The organism is Paenibacillus sp. FSL H7-0350 (assembly GCF_038593195.1).
Taxonomy (GTDB): Bacteria; Bacillota; Bacilli; order Paenibacillales; family Paenibacillaceae; genus Paenibacillus_AQ.
The window spans coordinates 6,588,444-6,608,309 of the sequence record NZ_CP151972.1 but is presented as its reverse complement, the minus strand read 5'-3'; the positions used below and the strand labels follow the sequence as shown (position 1 = coordinate 6,608,309).

15 protein-coding genes and 1 riboswitch are annotated in these 19,866 nt (G+C 56.3%); of the genes, 1 reads left to right on the top strand and 14 read right to left on the bottom strand.

The annotated features are described in order from the left end of the window. Nucleotides 1-26: 26 nt before the first annotated feature. The 3 genes from mqnC to metA all read right to left on the bottom strand — a co-directional run bounded on the left by mqnC (nucleotide 27) and on the right by metA (nucleotide 3,525). Nucleotides 27-1,163: a cyclic dehypoxanthinyl futalosine synthase gene (mqnC, locus tag NYE24_RS29655; protein ID WP_036696795.1), complete on the bottom strand. Its 1,137-nt coding sequence runs from the start codon at nucleotides 1,161-1,163 to the stop codon at nucleotides 27-29. Between the two features lie 230 nt (nucleotides 1,164-1,393). Beyond that, on the bottom strand, nucleotides 1,394-2,560 hold the full coding sequence (locus NYE24_RS29650; protein ID WP_036696793.1) for an aminotransferase class I/II-fold pyridoxal phosphate-dependent enzyme: 1,167 nt from the start codon (nucleotides 2,558-2,560) through the stop codon (nucleotides 1,394-1,396). Between the two features lie 47 nt (nucleotides 2,561-2,607). Next, nucleotides 2,608-3,525 carry a homoserine O-succinyltransferase gene (gene metA / locus NYE24_RS29645; RefSeq protein WP_036696791.1) on the bottom strand — a complete coding sequence of 306 codons (918 nt, stop codon included), beginning with the start codon at nucleotides 3,523-3,525 and terminating at the stop codon, nucleotides 2,608-2,610. Nucleotides 3,526-3,641: 116 nt separating this feature from the next. After that, nucleotides 3,642-3,773, bottom strand: a riboswitch (SAM riboswitch). A gap of 427 nt (nucleotides 3,774-4,200) precedes the next feature. On the opposite strand from metA, the gene corA reads away from it, so the two are divergent. Further along, nucleotides 4,201-5,136, top strand: coding sequence for a magnesium/cobalt transporter CorA (gene corA, locus NYE24_RS29640; protein WP_036696789.1), 936 nt, complete (start codon nucleotides 4,201-4,203; stop codon nucleotides 5,134-5,136). Between the two features lie 171 nt (nucleotides 5,137-5,307). On the opposite strand, the gene NYE24_RS29635 is transcribed toward corA, so the two are convergent. The 11 genes from NYE24_RS29635 to cobJ all read right to left on the bottom strand — a co-directional run bounded on the left by NYE24_RS29635 (nucleotide 5,308) and on the right by cobJ (nucleotide 19,865). Next, nucleotides 5,308-6,324 carry an HRDC domain-containing protein gene (locus tag NYE24_RS29635; RefSeq protein ID WP_036696787.1) on the bottom strand — a complete coding sequence of 339 codons (1,017 nt, stop codon included), beginning with the start codon at nucleotides 6,322-6,324 and terminating at the stop codon, nucleotides 5,308-5,310. A 167-nt stretch (nucleotides 6,325-6,491) separates the two neighbouring features. Continuing rightward, nucleotides 6,492-7,373: an ROK family protein gene (locus NYE24_RS29630; RefSeq protein ID WP_051493736.1), complete on the bottom strand. Its 882-nt coding sequence runs from the start codon at nucleotides 7,371-7,373 to the stop codon at nucleotides 6,492-6,494. A gap of 396 nt (nucleotides 7,374-7,769) precedes the next feature. Next, nucleotides 7,770-9,245: a cobyrinate a,c-diamide synthase gene (locus NYE24_RS29625; RefSeq protein WP_076158979.1), complete on the bottom strand. Its 1,476-nt coding sequence runs from the start codon at nucleotides 9,243-9,245 to the stop codon at nucleotides 7,770-7,772. A 52-nt stretch (nucleotides 9,246-9,297) separates the two neighbouring features. Continuing rightward, complete coding sequence (locus NYE24_RS29620) at nucleotides 9,298-10,482, bottom strand: cobalamin biosynthesis protein (protein ID WP_342477311.1); 1,185 nt, start codon at nucleotides 10,480-10,482, stop codon at nucleotides 9,298-9,300. Beyond that, nucleotides 10,430-11,227: a precorrin-4 C(11)-methyltransferase gene (gene cobM, locus NYE24_RS29615; protein WP_036696783.1), complete on the bottom strand. Its 798-nt coding sequence runs from the start codon at nucleotides 11,225-11,227 to the stop codon at nucleotides 10,430-10,432. The genes NYE24_RS29620 and cobM overlap by 53 nt, the downstream gene beginning before the upstream one ends. Continuing rightward, a complete protein-coding gene (cobI, locus tag NYE24_RS29610) occupies nucleotides 11,224-12,099 on the bottom strand; it encodes a precorrin-2 C(20)-methyltransferase (RefSeq protein ID WP_342477310.1) in 876 nt (291 codons plus the stop codon). Before cobI ends, cobM begins: the two co-directional genes overlap by 4 nt. A gap of 31 nt (nucleotides 12,100-12,130) precedes the next feature. Next, nucleotides 12,131-13,357 (bottom strand): precorrin-6y C5,15-methyltransferase (decarboxylating) subunit CbiE, encoded by a 1,227-nt coding sequence (cbiE, locus tag NYE24_RS29605; RefSeq protein ID WP_341029709.1) that lies wholly within the window; start codon nucleotides 13,355-13,357, stop codon nucleotides 12,131-12,133. After that, nucleotides 13,350-14,465 (bottom strand): cobalt-precorrin-5B (C(1))-methyltransferase, encoded by a 1,116-nt coding sequence (locus NYE24_RS29600; RefSeq protein WP_036696853.1) that lies wholly within the window; start codon nucleotides 14,463-14,465, stop codon nucleotides 13,350-13,352. Before NYE24_RS29600 ends, cbiE begins: the two co-directional genes overlap by 8 nt. Before the next feature lie 1,058 nt (nucleotides 14,466-15,523). Then, complete coding sequence (locus NYE24_RS29595; protein ID WP_076158975.1) at nucleotides 15,524-16,189, bottom strand: precorrin-8X methylmutase; 666 nt, start codon at nucleotides 16,187-16,189, stop codon at nucleotides 15,524-15,526. 2 nt (nucleotides 16,190-16,191) lie between these two features. Beyond that, the gene (gene cobK / locus NYE24_RS29590; protein WP_342477309.1) at nucleotides 16,192-16,986 is read right to left on the bottom strand and encodes a precorrin-6A reductase; all 795 of its coding nucleotides are present in this window, start codon (nucleotides 16,984-16,986) and stop codon (nucleotides 16,192-16,194) included. Then, nucleotides 16,983-19,865 (bottom strand): precorrin-3B C(17)-methyltransferase, encoded by a 2,883-nt coding sequence (cobJ, locus tag NYE24_RS29585; RefSeq protein ID WP_342477308.1) that lies wholly within the window; start codon nucleotides 19,863-19,865, stop codon nucleotides 16,983-16,985. The genes cobK and cobJ overlap by 4 nt, the downstream gene beginning before the upstream one ends. Between the last annotated feature and the right edge of the window lies 1 nt (nucleotide 19,866).

Below are 19,866 nucleotides of genomic sequence, written 5' to 3'. Positions count from 1 at the left end.
GTTATTTTTGTTTTCTTTATTTCATTCTAGTTCTGCATAATAAAATCATTGTCAATCTTCGCATTCGCATCCTCGAACGTACGCAGAATGTCATAACGCGTGTTGCGCTGCGCCGGAATCTTGCCGGCTTCGCGGATGAGCTGGGTGATCGACTCGATGTTGACCTTGTAGGTCGCACCCGCCGAGGAGACTACGTTCTCCTCGATCATTGTGCTTCCGAAGTCATTGCATCCGTATTGCAGGGAGAGCTTGCCTACTTCAGGCCCCATCGTTACCCAGGAGGATTGGAAGTTCTTGATATTGTCCAGCACCAGACGGCTGATGGCTACGGTCTTGAGGTACTCCTCCGGGGTCTGGCGGTCCAGCTTCAGGTTCGTATTATCCGGCTGGAAGGTCCAGGAGATGAACGCCAGGAAGCCTTCAGAATCATATTTATTCGCAATGCATTCGTCCTGGGCTTCACGGACACGCAGCAGATGCAGCGCACGTTCTTCCATACTCTCGCCCAGACCGATCACCATCGTGGCCGTTGTATTCATGCCGATCCGGTGTGCGGTCTGCATGACGTCCATCCACTCGCGCCAGGAGCCCTTGAGGCGGCTGATCTTGCGGCGGGTACGGTCATCGAGAATCTCAGCACCGCCGCCGGGCAGGGAATCGAGGCCTGCGGCATGAATCTCACGCATGACCTGTTCCAGCGGCAGGCCGGAGACCTCAACCATTTTCATAATTTCCGCAGGTGAGAAGGAATGCATTGTAATCTCCGGGAACCGCTGCTTGATGCCGCGCAGAATATCCGTATAGTAGCTGAACGGCAGATTCGGATTCGTACCGCCCTGCATCAGAATTTCGGTTCCGTTCACGCTCATGGTCTCCGCAATCTTCTGATAGATTGTCTCATCGGGAAGCACATAGCCTTCCTCCGAACCGGGTCTGCGGTAAAAAGCGCAGAATCGGCAATATACATCACATACATTGGTGTAGTTAATGTTACGGCCAATGACGAATGTTGTCACTGGCTCCGGGTGCCAGCGCTTCATAATAATATCTGCGGCAGCGCCCATTTTCTCAATTTCATTGCTCTCGAACAACGTGACCGTATCTTCCAACTGAAGACGTTCACCCTTCAGTGCCTTATCCAGTATAAGATCGACTGCACTCACTGTTGACGGCCTCCTCTTCATCTATGAAGTCTATGAGATAAATACAATTTGAAATAAAAATAGTCCGTTCTCCCATCGTATCACAATCGGCTGTTCTTGAAAAATGTTTCGCTGCGCAGAACCGGTAATTGACCTTGTCCCAGGCAAAATTAAACAGCAGCACCCGAAGGCACTGCTGCTTGTACGTTCTGCGAATCCCTCATGCCGGGCCAGGTCCGGGGCGCATCGCCTTATTCCAGCTCGCTCCGGGCGGCCTCCAGGGCCTGTCCGAGATCCGCAATCAGATCATCTACATGCTCTATGCCGACAGAGAAGCGCAGCAGTCGGTCATCCACGCCTACAGCATCGCGGATTTCAGCCGGAATATCGGCATGAGTCTGTATCGCCGGATAGGTCATCAGCGATTCGACACCGCCCAGACTCTCGGCGAAGGCGATTAGCTTGATATGGCGGAGCAGCGGCTCCACATAGCTGGCCTCTTTTACCTTGAAGGAGAAGATCCCGGTGTTGCCGGAGGACTGGCGGTTCTGAATGGCATAGCCCGGATGGTCCGGCAGACCCGGATGGAAGACCTCGGCAATAGCCGGATGCTTCTGCAGATAACGGGCGATGGCCAGGGCATTGCTCTCATGCCGCTCCATGCGCAGCGCCAGGGTCTTCATACCCTTCATCAGCTGATAGCTGTCATTCGGCGCGAGAACCGCTCCCAGAGAGTTATGCAGGACGGCCATTTCAGCAGACAATTCTGCGCCCTTGGTCACAATCAGCCCAGCCAGCACATCGTTATGCCCGCCCAGATACTTAGTCGCACTGTGAACCACGATATCTGCTCCAAGCTCCAGCGGGCGCTGGAAGAACGGAGTCAGCAGCGTATTATCTACAATCGTGAGCAGCCCGTGACGGCGGGCCCAGGTACATACGGCTTCGACATCCGTAATCATCATCAGCGGATTGGTCGGCGTCTCAATGAATACGGCTTTTGTCCCCGGCTGGCGGGCCGCTTCCAGTCCATCCAGATCGTTCGTATCTACATAGGAGGCACTGATGCCGTATTTGGAGAGAATCCGTTCCAGCAACCGGTAGGTTCCGCCGTACAGGTCGAGCGACACAATGAGATGGTCCCCTTGTCCAAACAAGGTGAACACCGTAGTCAGCGCAGCCATACCGGAAGCGCAGGCGAAGCCGGCATCCCCGGATTCCAGGGCCGCTGCCGCTTCTTCGAGGACAGAGCGGGTAGGATTTTTGGTGCGGATGTAGTCAAAGCCTGTGCTCTGCCCAAGTCTAGGGTGACGGAAAGCCGTCGCATGATAAATCGGGTAATTAATGGCCCCGGTGGCGGGGTCCTCCATCGAACCAATCTGTGCCAGTCTGCTCTCAATTCTCAGTTTCTCATCCATCTCCATTGCCTCCTGATTAATTACTTCTATTAAGAATAAGTCAACCCTTAGATAAATGCCCCGATATCGTAAGGAGTCTCCTGGTATACATAGTAATTGAGCCAATTAGCGAATAATAAGTTGGCATGGGCGCGCCAGACTGCCGGCGGAGTACGCGTCGGATCATCCTTGGGATAATAGTGCTTCGGCAAGGCAACCTCCAGCCCTTTTGCGATATCCCGGTCATACTCCCATTTCAGCGAGAAGGGATCATATTCCGAATGTCCGGTAACAAAAATCTGCTTCCCGTCATGCGTAGCCACCAGGTACACCCCGGCTTCCTCGGATTCTGCCAGAATCTGCAGCTCCGGGTTCCGCTCAATATCTTCACGGGAGACATCGGTATGGCGGGAATGCGGAACATGGAACACTTCATCGAAGCCGCGCAGCAGCTTGACATTATTATGGCTCATCGTATGCGGAAACACTCCGAAGCATTTGTCCGGCAGACTCACCTTGCGCACACCAAAGTGATGATACAGTCCTGCCTGTGCCGCCCAACAGATGTGCATGGTCGAGGTTACATTCTGTTTGCTCCACTCAAAAATCACTTTCAGCTCTTCCCAGTAGTTGACATCCTCGAATTCAAGTTGTTCTACGGGAGCGCCCGTTACAATCAAGCCGTCGAACCGGCGGTGGCTGATCTCATCAAAGGTTTTGTAAAAGCTCTTCAAATGCTCAGCCGAAGTATTCTTCGACGTATGGGAGCTGGGATGCAGCAGAACAACATCCACCTGAAGCGGGGAATTCCCGATAAGGCGCAGCAGCTGGGTCTCAGTAGTTTCTTTGGTAGGCATCAGATTCAAGATGGCGATCCGCAGCGGACGGATATCCTGATGGAAGGCCTGGCTTTCATCCATTACAAAAATATTCTCACCGGATAACACTTCTTTGGCCGGCAGGCTGTCGGGAATTTTGATAGGCATTGCTGTTCACTCCTTAACTGAAATGGGGTTCCACTTGGTGGTTAATCCTGAGGCAGGGTAGCGAAAAAAGACCTTTCCCGGGCGAGAAAGGTCATATCATGCAGTCATATGCGCCTCTCTCATCTGCCAGAGAACTTCCGCCGGACGAATAACGCCCTGCAAAGCTTCCGCAAGAATTAGCACCGTGCGCTCACACGCCGGTTGCCGGGTTTCATCGGGCTAGTCCCTCCACCTGCTCTTGATAAGATTTAGCTGTATTCAGTTGAATAACCTTAAGCATCCGAAAGATGCTTTTTCTTAAATTTCACTTTAAATCATGAACCTCCTTTTCGTCAAGTCCATACAATGCTGAAGGGGCCTTATGACAGAAAACAATTTCTCTTGTAAGACCCATATCCCGGCGTTATACTAGACAAGTGTTTCAACCAAAATAAACGGCGAAAAGAAGAGGTGAGAGAACAATGGAAGGCGACCCGGGCTCGCGAATATGCGTGCAGAATGAACAACCACACAGGATTAACATCAGCTTGCCGGCGGCGGGAGCCCTTTTTCTTCATGCTCTCGGACCATCTTTTGGCCTTCATCCATGATTGTACCACCGGCCAAGCTGATTTTTTCCGTGTGCTGAAATTAGCATACCCCTGGAGAAGACCAGGGACATAAGGAGTGAATCAGATGAAAATCCGGCTGGTGAATGCAGGGGTTTTTACGCCTATTGACAATATTGAAGAAACTTTAACCGCCCCTGCCGAAGGGTTCTACTGGATTGATGCCGATGTGGAGGACCTTGTAGAGCTTCAGCCTATATACGGACTGCATGATCTGGCTGTGGAAGACTGTCTTAGTGAAGAGGATCAGCGTCCGAAGCTGGAGATTTATGAGAGTCATTATTTCATCGTGGTGAACAGCATCCGGTTCGATGATGAGGAAATTTTCCTCCGTGCGCTTAACGTATTCCTTGGCAGACATTATATTATTACCGTTACGAAGCAGAAGATCCATGAGCTTCGTGTCCTGAAGCCCGTACTGTGGGAGCAGGAGGTCAGTACGCCTGACCGCTTCCTGTATCTGCTGATCGACCTCGTTGTCGACAACTTCTTCTCGGTCGGTGACCGGATTGAAGCGCGGATCGAGAAGCTGGAGGAAGACATCCTCATGCATACCAAGAAATCGCATCTGAGCGAGATCATTGGTCTGCGCAGTGAGATTCTCTGGCTGAAGAAGATGCTCGGCCCGCAGAAGGAAGTTATCAACACGCTCAACAAAAAGGATCTTCGCCTGATCGACGATCAGCTGCAGAAGTATTTCAGCGATATCTATGAGAATGCGGTCAAGATCTCTGAAACCTTCGAAACGTACCGCGATCTCATGGGCAACTTACGCGAAGCTTATCAGTCCAGTATTGCGAACCGTGCCAATGAAATCATGCGTGTATTTACGGCAATTACCACCATATTCATGCCGCTGACCGTGATTACCGGGATCTACGGCATGAACTTTGACAATATCCCGGAGATCCACACCGAGTACGGCTACTATGGCGTCATTGCTGTCATGGTGACGCTAGGCTGCGGAATGCTCATTATCTTCCGTAAGAAGGAGTGGCTATGAAGCAGGGCGGACGAATACGAAGGACGAAGGCACCGTATACCCGGCTATTCCGGGATGCGGATAGCCTTCGTCTTTTTGGTATGCCACCAGTATGTAATGCGTCTGCGCCGATGAAAAATCCCGGTCATCAGGACCGCAGATTGGGGCCGCTTCAGGCCGCCGGTCACCCCCTTACAAAGGGGCAGCCATTCCAAGAGCGGCCGGATGCTCCCGCCGGAAGCGGATGCGGATCAGCCGCAGGCGTTCGTAATACAGATCGAGTCCGTCAGCAGGAACGAAAGGTTCACCGTAAGCTTTGTAAAGAACAGGCTTCAGGAAGTTGTCGCCGATCAGTTCATAGGCTGTCCAAATATTGTTCTGTTCTTCGGGGCTCACTCCGCTCAGCTCCAGGGCAATAAGCTTCTCGGCCGAGTATCCGTCCTTCTCCAGCTCCTCTACTACTTCAAGCACTTCACGGCGGGAAACTCCGCTAAGCACTCTGAGCTGCTCCATTCCTTGCCCCTCTTCGATCCCCTGTAATAGAACACGCCGCAGTCTCAGCCGCTCCAGCTCCTTCTTGTACTTAAGCTCCTTCTGCTTATATTGCCAGGATACGAAGCTCTCTTCGTCTATTGTATGATTCACCCAGCTTAGCGGAAAATCATGCTCACGCTCAGCCGCTGCGGTGATACTGAGCCAGTCCGCTCCATACTGTGTGGCTTTGCCTTCACCTACACCTGGAAGCTGTAGCAGCTCCTCCTCCGTGCGGGGAAGAAATGCGCTGATCATGCGCAGCAGACGGTTGCTGGCCAGGATATAAGGCGCTTTCCGTTCGCCGGAGGCCTTCCCTCTGCGCCAGGAGCACAGCTCCTCGAAGATCGCTTCATTCCCGTAATGCTCACTGTAATACTGCAGCTTAAGCTGCTCCTGGCTGCGGCTGCTGAGATTATCCTCGTCATGAAATACCCCGTCAATCAGCGGGCGGTAGCCATCCCCCATCTTCACGGCAAGCTCGTGCCGGTATACACACAGCATCTCATTCCATGATCCGCCTTCATACCACAGGCTATCGCCCGTCTCCTGTTCGCCGGAGAAATCACGCCAGCCAAGACGCCACTGCCCCTCTTCCTCTCCAATCCACAGCTGGGCAAAAGTCTCCCCATCCACTCCTGATCTTCTGCACAAACGGTTCATAAATACGATCTGCATATGAATCCCTACTTTCGTCGTCTTACAGTACGCATGACATATTTGAACGCAAAAAAGCACCTCTCCCACGAAATTCGTGAAAGAGGTGCTTCCTCTTAAATGCTATACTGTTAAAACCTAGGATACCATATATTACGTAACAGTCAATGCCTTTTTGTCAGGAGATCCTACTTGCGGTCCAAAGCCAGCTTGGCCAGACCCAGTGCACCCGACAGACCGGCGTTATCTCCAAGCTGCGGAGGCACAATATAGCTGCCAATCTCTTCATTGAGCGCTGGATGCTGCACATATCCGCCGAGCAGCTCCCGCAGCTTGGCATGAATCAGCGGGAAGAGCTGGCTCTGCTTCATCACACCGCCGCCCATTACGATCTTCTGCGGCGAGAGGATCAGCACATAGTTCATAAGAGCATGAGCCAGATAGTGGGCCTCCATCGCCCAGGCCGGATGATCTGCAGACAGCTCGCCCGCCGGCTTACCCCAGCGCTTGCCGATGGCCGGACCTGCTGCCAGACCCTCCAGGCAATCGCCGTGATAAGGGCAGAAGCCTTCGTAGTGGTCCTCGGGATGACGACGAACCAGAATATGTCCCATCTCGGGATGGGACAGCCCGTGAACGAGCTTCCCGCCCACCACAGCACCGGCACCGATCCCGGTACCTACAGTGATATACAGGCAGCTATCCAGACCTTGCGCTGCCCCCCAGGTGTATTCGCCCAGCGCTGCGCCGTTCACATCTGTATCGAAGCCGATCGGAACCTGGAATTGCTCCTCCACGGCTCCCACCAGATTATAACCGCCCCAGTGCGGCTTGGGTGTGGTTGTAATATATCCATAGGTGGGGCTGCCAATAACGGGATCAATCGGTCCAAACGAGCCGATCCCGATAGCCTCCACAGCTTTTCCGCTGAAATAATCCATTACCTGGCTCATAGTCTCCTGAGGAGTGGCAGTCGGAAAGCTCACCCGGTCGATAATTGTCCCGTCCTCATTCCCGATACCGCATACAAACTTTGTTCCTCCTGCTTCAATCGCTCCCAACAATTTCACTGCAGCGTTCCCCCTTCTCCTGATGCATCCATATGCTGTTGCTTCTATTAACTTTCAATGGTTTCCTGCGCTGGAACTGATCGGTTGACCAGCCCGAGCGCGGTAATAAAGCGTTCTCTTGTCCTATTATACGTGGCTATTATACGTATGACAAGCGGTTGACATATAGTAGACAGAAGTGATTTGCTGATGAGACTTAGGCTGGTTTGAACGGAACGGGGGATAGTTGGATTTTCTACACTTGCTAATGAACGAATGACCGGTACTAGAACAACAGTTGGAAAAACAACACTTACTGTTGCCCATTTTAGCCCAAGCAGCTAAAAGTAACATGAATAGATGTTGTTTTTCCACTTATCTCCACACATTCTGTTAGAATCAATAATTTAAGATACGTTATTCCACTTGTTGATTGCAGGAATCGGAATCATGCTGCTGTACAGCTTGTTTGCGGTCACGATATGCCCGGCAGGCTGCTACAAGCCGGGCTGCTGCCGGGAGATGGGAGGCCAAGTGGATATGCGCATAAGCAGCCATAATGCTGCCGCTGATGTAGCCTTCCGGCTGGCTCCCCCCTCTGCCCTTACTCTCATAGGCATAGGTTCGGGCTTCCCCGTCAGGATAGCTCATGACGGAGTAATGAAATTCATGGCCGCGCAGGCGCTCGCCCTGCTTCAGCAGCAGACAGTCGTGAAGTGCCGTAACTTCACGATAGCCGAGTGCCGCCCGGCGTTCCTGCATCACAGTGTGTGCCGGAACGATTCCGGCCATCTCATGCACCCTGCCGTTGCGGTCGGTCAGACTGCGGGCCAGCACCATGTAGCCGCCGCACTCCGCATAGAGCGGCATTCCAGCGTCTGCGGCAGACCTCAGTCCGCCAAGGAACAGCTGGTTCGCGGCAATCACAGCCGCGAATTCTTCCGGGAAGCCGCCGCCGATATAGAGGCCGCCCGCTTCCGGCGGAATGCCTTCACCGCTGAGCGGGCTGAAGTAAATCAGCTTAGCACCTTCACGTGCGAGCAGCTCCAGATTATCTGCGTAGTAGAAGTTGAACGCCGCGTCCCGGGCTACGGCAATGACCGGGGCAGGCTCCGCCGGGCCTGCCTGTGTCTTATGTATCATCGGCACAGCAGGATTACACTGATCATCCGCAGCCGCAAGTATCTTCTGCACAGCAGGAGCTGTAGCAGCAATCTCCAGCAGCTGCTCCAGATCCGTGCCTTGCTCCAGCATATCGGCGGCACGGTCGAACAAAGGCGCAAGCTCCCCGCGTTCCACAGCGGGCAGCAAGCCCAGATGCCGCTCCGGGATGTCCAGCCCGCTATCGCGGGGGAGCCAGCCGATCACGGGAATCCCGCAGGCTGCTTCAATGGCCGCCTTAACTAACCGGTAATGACCCTCGCTGCCGCAGCGGTTCACCAGAACGGCGGCAATCCGCACCTGCGGCTCCAGCTGACGGAAGCCCAGCACTATCGCCGCAGCACTGCGGCCCATGCTGCGGACATCGACCACCAGGAGTACAGGACTGGCAGTCAGAATGGCGATCTCCGCCGTTGATCCGGTCAGCGCCGTATCCTCCTTGCCGTCATACAGACCCATGACACCCTCAATGACGGACAAGTCGGCCTCTGCCGAAGCCTGCAGGAAATACTCCTGCAGATAATCGCTTGAAGTCATCCAGGAGTCCAAATTGCGTGAGGGACGGCCTGTGACCGCAGTGTGATAGGCGGGATCGATGTAGTCAGGGCCACATTTGAAGCCCTGGACCTTGAGGCCCCGCCGGGCAAAAGCGCGCATCAGCCCCAGCGTGACCGTTGTTTTGCCCGAGCCGCTGCCTGTGCCTGCAATGACCAGGCGGGGACGGGCCTGCAGCTCCAGGCTGGCTAATCCCGGCTCTTTTTCATATCCTGCTAAATTCCTCGGCTCATTCACCGCAGCTCCCCTCCTTCTCTCTAGGATAGAAGACCCGGGCTACGGCGATAGTCACATTGCCGCTCTTAAGCTTAGGCTGCAGGAGCGAATGCGCGCCTGAAGACAACAGGGCCGCAGGTTCACAGACACCGTATGCCCCCGTGGCCCTGAATACCACCTCAGACGGATGGTCCAGCTCAACTGTATTTAGCTGCTCCGGGGTGTACAGCACCAGCTCCCAGCTGTATTTGGCGCACAAGGCCAGTAGCCCGGGTTCATCCCCCTTGATCCCGGCTGTCGCCACATTCCGCACACTTTGGAGCGACAGATGAAGCTCATTCAGAGTGTGCAGGACCACGGCTTCCAGCTCTTCCGCAGAAGTCCCGCGGTTGCAGCCGAGTCCAAGCACCAGACTGCGCGGGCGATACACTACAATGGACTCGGCCAGTGCAGTGTCTGCTCGTGCATCCTCCTCCAGTTCCTCTGCCAGCCGGTCGCTTACCACAATCGCTGCGCTGAAGCTGCGTCCGCTATGCCTAAGCTCATCCCTGCTTGCGAACATAGAGACATGCTCCGGCACCTCAGCACCCGGCGGCAGCCAGTCACGTTCCCCGCTCTCCTGCACAAAAGCCACCGGCTCCCCGTTAACGAGCGCAGCACTAACCCCCTTCATGGGGGTGAAACTGTCCGCGCGCCAGCGATACTCTTGACCCAGCAGGTCAACAGCGAAGGTGCCCTGTACATCCGAAGCTGTGGTGATCACCGGATGGCTGCCCAGCAGCTCCGAAATCTCCAGAGTAAGCCTGTTCGCTCCGCCGAGATGGCCGGAGAGCATACTGATGACATGCTCCCCGCGCTCATCGATGACGATGACGGCAGGATCGGTTCTTTTATCCCGCAGCAGCGGAGCCGTCAGCCGGACAGCCGCCCCCAGCGAGAAGAACAGAATGACCGCCTCATAGCTCCCGAAGAGCTTGGGAAGCAACCCTCTAACCGGTCCATCAAAAACAGTAACCTCCCCGCTCCGCGCCTCCAGCCAGCCGCTATACTTGGCATAGACAAAAACCTCAGTCCCGCCAAGCCGCCCGCCAAGCTTCACAGCCAGCTCTATCCCGCTGCGCGTAATGGCAACAGCCGCATACCGCTTACTCACCGGAGCCGATTCCTTCCCGGCAGCCGTGGGTGAAGGTCTTGTCATACAGCTTGGAGCGGTGCTGATCGCGGTCCGTCAGCCCGGGGTCCAGCGCCCAGCCGGCCAGGATCATGGCATGCATGGTGATACCGGCATCACGCAGGTCCCCCTCCAGCTTCTCAACCGTTGTACGCAAAATCTGCTGATCCGGCCAAGTGGCCCGCTTCACGACCGCCACCGGGGTCTCCGGGCTCCAGCCTGCGGCCAGGAATTCACTGCTCACATGACCGGCCAGTGATGCACTTAGAAACAGCGCCACCGTGCAGTGATGCTCCGCCAGCTTGCGCAACTGCTCGCGCTCCGGCACGGGTGTGCGCCCTTCCGCACGGGTCAGAATGACCGTCTGCGTCAGCTCTGGCACGGTCAGCTCTGCGCCAACCGCGGCCGCAGAGGCAAAGACCGAGCTGACGCCCGGCACAATCTCATAAGCGACGCCGCAGAGCTTCAGCAGCGACATCTGCTCCAAGATTGCACCGTACATGGCGGGGTCGCCGGTATGTACGCGGGCTACGCTTTTACCCGACTGCACGGCAAGCGTCATCAGCTCCACCTGTTGCTCCAAATCCATGCCCGAGCTCTGAAGCACCTGAGCACCCGGCTTAGCGCTGCGGATCAGCTCCTCGCTGACCAGCGAATCCGCATACAGCACCAGATCTGCCGAGCGCAGAATCCGGCTGCCTTTGACCGTAATCAGCTCCGGGTCACCTGGTCCGGCACCTACAATGTATACCTTCGGCACAAGCTCCGTCATTTGCTCACCACCATCAGACTCAGGTATTCCACTTCCTTGCCCCGCAGATCCCGCGCATCGCGCCAGACGGTCTCATGAGGGGAGGTGACCTTGGTTACCACCGAGGCACGGCCGGACAAGCCCAGCTCATCCAGCACATCCAGCACCAGATCCAGCACTTTGGCCACCTTAAGGAACACCACCGTATCATGATGCAGCAGCGCTTCCCGAAGCGCCTCCCTGTCGTCCGTAGCCGGGATGATCCCCACCCGCTGATTGCCGTCTGCCAGGGGCTGCTCCAGCGCAGCCGCCGCGCCCAGGACGGAGGAAATCCCCGGAACCGAGACGACCGGCACGCCGGGATGCAGCTCCTGCATCAGCCGGGCCAGATGAATGAAGGTGCTGTAGAGATTAGGATCGCCTTCGGTCACAAAAGCCACATCCCGCCCCTGTCTCAGCTCTCCCCAACACAGCTCTACCGTACGGGTCCAGCCGCCAGCCAGCAGCTCCGGGTCCTTCGTCATCGGAAAGACCAGTCCGAGCATGATTTTGTCCTGCGGGTCTACATGCAGCTCGATGATTTCATAGGCGTAGGATTTGCCGCCCTTCTTGGTAGCCGGGTAGGCAATCACCGGACATTCCTGCAGCAGACGGCAAGCCTTAAGCGTGATCAGCTCCGGGTCGCCGGGACCGACGCCTACACCGTATAATGTTCCGAGCGCCCGGGGAGTCAGTCTTTCCTCCAGCTTCGGCTCTTCACTATCCAGCGGGTCAAATAATGCACTGGCCGCCTGCATCGCCGCTTCTGTCAAGAGCGTACCGGCTGTTTCTCCTGATGATATTTCCTGTCCGTCCGCAGCCTGCCCACGCGGCTCAGTTACATCGGTCTTCATTGCAAGTTCCTCCTTCGTTATTGTCTGATGATTAATGAAGCCTCCGGCCGCTAACCACATAGACGGGATTCATTCCGTCGAACCGGGTCATGCCGAGAATCGGCTTGCCGCGCGACGCCTGAAGCATCGTGACCTCGCAGGCCAGTCCTGCGGCCTTGAGCGCCTCCATGCTGCCATGCAGTGTCTCCACCGTAATCGCCCCAACCACAATCCGGCCCTCCGGGCGCAGTCTGGCGGCGCTGTGCCCGATAATGTTCGCCAGCTCCCCGCCGCTGCCGCCGATGAAGACGGCATCGGGGTCAGGCAGAGCGGCTAGGCCCTGCGGTGCCTTCTCCTGAATGATTTCGAAATCCGCCCGGAACTTCAGACGGTTCGCTGCCATATTCGGCAGGTTCTCGGCACTTTTCTCCAGAGCGTAGACCTTCCCGAGTCTGGCGATCCGCGCACATTCCGCAGCCACCGCACCCGAGCCGGAGCCGATATCCCACACAACTGCATCCTCGGACAGGTTCAGCTCCGACAGCACCAGAGCGCGGACCTCGCGCTTCGTAATCAGACCTTTCTCAGGCTTACGCTGCCGGAACTCCTCGTCCGGATAAGCGAATCCGCGCCGCATAGGAATGGAGACCTCCTGCTTACGGCGCAGGATCACAACATTAAGCGCCGCGAACTCCCTTGTCTCCATCTCCTCCAGCGTCCAGAACCGGCAGAGCTCCTCTGCGCCGCCAAGCCGCTCGCAGACAAATGCCTCATATTCCATCATACCGAACTCACGCAAATAAGCGGCGATGACCGCAGGAGTGTTGTTCTCGTCTGTCAGCAGGGCGATTTTGTGCTTGCCGTCGATACGCTGGGCCAGTCCCTGAATGGAACGCCCGTGCAGACTGATCAGCTCAGCATCCTGCCAGCTGTCACCCAGCCGCGCAAACGCAAGCTGCACACTGCTATAATGGGGGATCACCTCCACATGCTCCGGCCCGAACCTGCGGACAAGATATCCGGCAATCCCAAAAAAGAACGGGTCCCCCGAGGCCAGCACCACCGTCCGCCGCTCACGCCACACCTCCTCCAGCTTGTCTGTAAAAGGCTTGAGCCCGCCTTGCAGCACGATTTTCTCCCCTCTGTACCTGCCAAAAAAATTCAATTGCCGCTCGCCGCCCAGCAGCACCTCGCTGTTGTTCACTATACCTAAGCTATCCGGTGTCAGGCCGCCGGCGCCATCCTCACCGATCCCGATCACGTAAATCAGGTTATCCATGAATCTCCGCCCTTCCCAGCACCCGGCCCTTCATTGTAATAAGCACCATTTCTACAATCATGCCTCCGTTCATATGCGCCAGACTCTGTTCACAGGCATGCCTGCACAGCTGCTCGAAAAAAATGTTATTCCCCGCCTCAGTCATCATATCCACGACCTGTGAGGCTGTGTTCGCGGCAGCAATCTCCTGCACCTGCTCAGGGGACGCTCCCGCACGGCCTGCAACAGAGGCCAGAAATCCGAAATCGACAGGCGCGTTCTTAGAGTGAATCAGCATGGCCCCCTGAGCCACCTTAGAGAATTTGCCGGCCATTCCGACGAAGGTAACCTTCTGAAGCCCGTAAGCCTTCGCGTGCTCCAGCGAGAAGCCTACATATTCCCCCATCTGAATAAAAGCTTCCTCTGGAAGCTCCGCAAACATCGCGATGGCGTATTTCTCGCTGCTGCCGCCTGTGGTCAGCACAATCTGTCGGTTCCCCGCTGCAGACGCCACCGAGATGGCCTGAACCACGCTCGCCTTATAGGCCTCGGTGGAGAATGGGGTCACCACGCCCCGCGTGCCCAGGATCGAAATGCCGCCCAGAATACCCAACCGGGGATTCAGCGTCTTCAGGGCAATGTTCTCGCCTTCCGGCACGCTGATGACTACCCTCACCCCCCGCGCTGTACCATGCTCCTCTAGTACGGCGGTTACCGCCTCCTGAATCATCCTCCGCGGTACCGGGTTAATCGCCGCCTCTCCTACACCAATCGGCAGACCTGGCTTCGTCACCCGGCCGACACCGCGGCCCCCGTCAATCTCCACGCCCGGCTCATCCCGCCAGCTCACCGCTGCCTCGATCCACGCCAGATGTGTCGCATCCGGGTCGTCTCCGGCATCCTTGACCGTGGCACAGCTTGCCGTGTGTGATCCTGTACGCTGCCAGCCAGTCAGCTCAAAGGTATGACGGAAACCAGCTGGCAAATCGATCTCTACCGCAGGCAGGCTCTCCCCTGTAATGAGCAGGGTTGCCGCACCTGCGGCTGCCGCTGCGGCACAGGCCCCTGTCGTGTAGCCCCTGCGCAGCGGGGGAGCGGGCGTTGCCTGTGCGGATTCGGGGTCGGGCAATCCTGGACTGGACGCTTGTGCGAACACTTCAGCTGCCTTATCGAATCCGGGCAATCCGGGTTCGATAGCCTGCTGTACCTGTCCAGCCATCTGCCTGATCTCGGGGCCGGCTGCGTGGTCCAACCGTTCAGCCGCCTGTGCGGATTCGGGGCTGCCTACTTGCTCCAACCGCTCAGCTACCTGATCGAATTCAGTTCCGGCTACGTGCTCTACCTGCCCCGACCCTGCTTCCCCGCTTCTTTGGCTCCGGTTCTGACTAACGGCTTGACCGGGTAATTCCTTGGTCATGGCAATCCCTCTTTGCTGATAGTCTAAGAATATATCCTCACAAACTGAACAAACTGAAAAATCCACATCGCTGAAGCCCATCCTCTGAGCGTTCGCCCTTGGCAGGTAACCAGTCTTACTCTCTATATAACCTGATTATACTGCTGTTTCTAAGCAAATCAGGAGACTTACATACAAATATTTCTAGTTTCCCTGGCTCCATTGCACTTTGTACATTAGTTAAACCCCATATCCGCCCAAAAAGTGAGTCTGCTGCATTTAGTACATTAGAATTTGACGAGGGAGGTACTGTGGAGCCCTTATCCACAAATCAAGTGTATGAACAACAACAGAACCAGATTTCTACTATAAAATCACGAATTCTGTTGTACAGAATACAATTAGTGAGCTCACACGCTACTGCAATCCCCAGATTAAGCACATTAACCCGGTCATCGGTGAGAACGCCAGCCACAAATTTCAACTAACATACTACTATTAGAACTAAGAAAGTAAATAATTTGAGATAGTTGTATTCTGTACATTTAAAACCCGCAAAAAGGAAGGAATTCCTCTTCTAGCTGTAATCTGTACAACTATATCTGCCGAAATGAGGGAAAACACGGATTATAGATTAGTTTAATTGCACGTTTTACAGCTAAATGGATATTCACTCGTGCATCAGAGCATTTAGTTGTACAGAGTGCGATTAAACTTAACACTTACACCTTAATCGGGGTATGACAACTCACAGCCCTACGCTCCAAGCATCTGCATGCTTCTCTAATCCGCTAACCCAGCTCGCCCGCCGCCCGGCGGACTGCCAGCAGACTTAGTGCGTTCACTGCGGCGACCACGATCGTACTGCCGCCTTTGCGGCCGATATTGGTGATGTAGGGAATATCCAGCTTGCGCAGCTCATCCTTGGATTCCGCCGCCGAGACGAAGCCAACGGGCATGCCGATGACGAGGCCAGGCTGGGCTTCGCCTGCTTTTACCAGACGGATTAGCTCCAGCAAGGCAGTGGGCGCGTTGCCGATAACATAGATTCCCCCCGGTGCCTGGGCGCAGGCCTTGCGCGTTGCGATGATCGCCCTTGTGGTTCCCAGCGCCTTCGCCTCTTCCACCACATCAGGATCAGAAATATGTACCCGGACCTCGCCGCCATACCGCTGAATCCGCTCCTTGGCAATGCCCGCCTCCACCATCCGCACATCCGCTATAATCGGCTTGCCCTGCAGAATCGCGTGAATCCCCGCCTCAATCGCCCCGGGATGAAACACCAGACTGCGCCCTAGCTCAAAATCAGCCGAAGCATGAATAATCCGCTGTACAATCGGGTACTCCAGGCTACTGAAGGAATGTTCCCCCAGCTCCTCCGTAATCATCTGAAAGCTTAGGCCCTCTATCTCCTGCGGCTGTACGGTCACCGGCTTGAACTCTGTCCCAAAATCCACATTCATCCCTCTTCCCTTGTCATTAGCAGCGCAGCCTTCACAGCAGCCGTAATCCCGTCAAAAGAATCAAATACCGTTCCGCCATCCCCGAAGGACATCCCCGGCCGCATAATCAGAATGACATATAACCCCATATCCAGCGCGGCATGCAGCTTCTCATCCACCGAGCCCTCGGCTCCGCTCTCCTTGGTAATCATCACCCGGGTACCATACTGCCGGTATAAGGCCTCATTCAGCTCTCTGCTAAAAGGGCCCTGAAGCGCAATAATATTCCGCTGCTCGATCCCAAGAGTCAGACATTTCTCCAGATTCTCCAGACAAGGCAGCAGCCTTACGGTCAGCCGGATCTCCGGATCTCCCAGCAGCTCTTCCGCAAAAATCTCCAGTGTTTTGCCGCCGGTAGTCAGCATCACAGAGCCTTTAAGCTCCTTAGCCTTGCACGCAGCCTCTTCATAAGAATGCACAAGCAACAGCCGGGGATGGCTGTTATAGATAAGGCTCTGCCGCTCGTAGCGGAAGTAAGGCAATCCCAGCGCAGCAGCAGCTTCCATTGCATTAGCATGGGCCTCCAGCGCAAAAGGATGGCTGCCGTCCACCACGGCACGGTACCCGCCCGCTTGCAGCAAAGAGATCATCGCCGCGCGGTCAAGTCTGCCGACGCGGGTGCGGATGCCTGCGGCCTCCAGGCGTTCTGCCCCGCTGGGCGTCACCACGCTGGCCTGCAGCGGCAGGCCTTGGCGCGTAAGACTCTGGGCCAGCTCCCGGGCATCACTGGTGCCGCATAACATGAAGATCATCGCGGCTGGCGAAGCGCCAGGTCGTCTGCCGGAGCCGCCGCCTCCGTTACATCATGCCGCCCATGCTGCGCGTGATGCGTGTGCCCATGTTCACCATACCCGTCATGCGCACACTCGTGATGTCCATGCCCATGATCACCATGCCCGCAATGCCCATGTTTCCCGTGGCAGTGGTGCCCGTGCTCCTCATCTCCATGTTCATGGTGCCCGTGTCCATGCCCCTCATGACTGTGATGCCCATGCCCATGATGCACATGCCCCTCCTCACCATGATGGTGGTGATGGTGGTGATGCAGAGAGGCTGCATCGCGGTATTTGCAGTTATCGCAATTGCTGAAGGCACGGCCTTCCAGCGTCTCCCCGATCCGCTCTGTCAGCATATCCACCAGCAGCGGATGTGCGCCCAGTGTGCCGCCGATCTCCACTTCAAGCCCGGGATGCCCGGCTGCGAATTGCGCGACTCTCTCAGCGAACTGCTGCATGAGCACTCCGGTGAACAGCAGGTACGGGAGAACGATAATTTTGCGCGCACCCAGCGCCAGGCAGCGCTCAAGCCCGTCCTGCAGCGACGGCTTGGCGATGGCAATGAAGCAGCTTTCCACGCTGCGGTAGCCTGTTTTCTCCCAGAGCAGCCGGCTTATTTTATACAGATCGCTGTTAGCATCCGGGTCACTGCCCCCGCGTCCCATCAACAGCACGATGGTGTCCTTATCCTCTATCTTGGATACACCGTTCTCGCTCAGCTCCAGGTCCATTCCGCCAGCCGCCTTCTCCTGCGACAATGGAAGTCGTTCTGCTTCCTGAATCCGCTCCAGCAGAATATCGACGGCACGGTCCTGCACCCCCAGCGGGCGGCCGTAGATGAACTTCACCCCGGGATATCTCTGCTTAGCTTCATCAATAGCCATTGGAATATCGAGTTTGGAATGTCCTGCCGCGAACAAAATAATCGGCACAACGTAAATCTCCGCCGCACCACCCTCGATACATCTGGCAATGCCGCCAGCAATGGAAGGCGAGGCCAGCTCGATGAAGCAGGTCTCGACCTTCAGCTCCGGCTTACGGGCCGCGAGCAGGCGGGTGAATTCCAGCAACTCCTCATTTCCCGCTTGAACCCGGCTCCCGTGTCCCACCAGTAATACCGTTCTCATCGTCTGCACTCCTTCTATGTTGTTATTGTCCGATGTAGTGGCTGCACTCCCTGTAATGCTGTCCATCCGTTCCCGGAACGCATGATACCGCTCCTGCTCCCGGCCATGAGTCCTATATTCCTCTACTGCCGAAGCTACAGCGGCTACCGCTTCCTCTTCATCCATCCCTTCACGCACCAAAATCCCTGCATGGGCGCCCCGGCCGGACTTCTTGCCGCCAAGATACAGCTCATAGCTGCCGCGCGACATTACCAGGCCGATGTCATCCAGCACAGCGGAGCTGCAAGCCATCCCGCAGCCGGCTACACTGATGTGCAGCTCTCTGGGCACAGCCATTCCATGCAGCAGGGTGTGTAGCCGGACAGCAGCACTTAACGCTCCGCTTCTGCGCAGCTCACAGAATCCGCAGGTCTTCACCTTCACGTAATCTCCAGGCGTACTTACATTCAGTCCGGCCTCCAGCAGCCTTGCTCCTGCCTCTGTTTCTTCACTCCGGCTGCCGCGCAGCAGGAAATACCCGTCCTTCGTATAGACCAATTGCCCATCGCTGCCTGCAAGCTCAGCCAGCAGCTTCATCTGATCGCCGCTGAAGCTGCGGCTGCCGGCTGCGGGAGCAATCTCCAGCTCGAAGGAGGAATCGGCCGATGCCTTCAGGCGATCGGTCAAGCTACGCAGCCGCTCCACCTGCGGAGCAGCAGCCAGGCTCTGCGCAGCCGCCTCTTCCGCCAGCCCTGATCCCGCTTCGCCACAGGCTGCCGCCCGTTCTATCCGGACTGTCCCTGCAGCCGGATCAGCCGCTGCTCCTTCCAACCGCAAAGGCCCCGCTTCCGTCCCTGCAGCGGCCCCTTTATTCACCACGGCTCCGGCCATCCCCTCTGCCTGCCCGGACTCCGCCGCAGCCAGCGACCACGGCTCGGCGGCTGTGCGCAGCCGCTCGTGCGGCTTCAGCGTCTGCGTCTGTGCCCCGAGACTGTACTTGCGTTCATATCCGCGCGGCGTAATCATAAGGTCCTCATAGACAACGGTAGCAGAGTTGCCGACCACCACGGTTGAGAGCATGCCGATCTCATGCTCCAGCATATCCTGGAGTGTCGTTACGACCGTCTGCTGGCGGTCACGGTAGGCACTTTTGACAATGCCTACCGGTGTAGCCGGATCACGGTAGCGCAGCAGAATATTGCGTGCTTCTTCAATCTGGCGCGTCCGTCTGCCGCTGCGCGGATTATAGAACGCAATGACAAAATCCGCTGCCCCCGCCACTTCCACACGCGCAGCTATGCTCTCCCAGGGCGTAAGATGATCGCTCAGGCTGATCGTGCAGGAGTCATGCATAATCGGGGCCCCAAGCAGCGAAGAGCAGGACTGGATCGCCGAGATTCCCGGGATTACCTCCACCTGCACCCCCTCTGAGCGGCTCCAGCCGCGTTCAATCAGCACCTCGTAGACCAGCCCGGCCATTCCGTAAACACCGGCATCGCCGCTGGAGATTACCGCAATGGTCTGCCCGGCTTCTGCTCTGCGGACAGCCTCCTGGGCCCGGCTGACCTCTTCAGTCATCCCCGTGCCGACAATCTCCTGATGCCGCAGCAGCGGCCGGATCAGATCTACATAAGTGGTATAGCCAATGACCGCCTCACTCTCATCCAGCGCAGCCAGTGCGCGGCCGGTAATATGCTCCAGCGCTCCGGGGCCGAAGCCGATAATCAGCAATTTTCCTTGTTTGTTCATT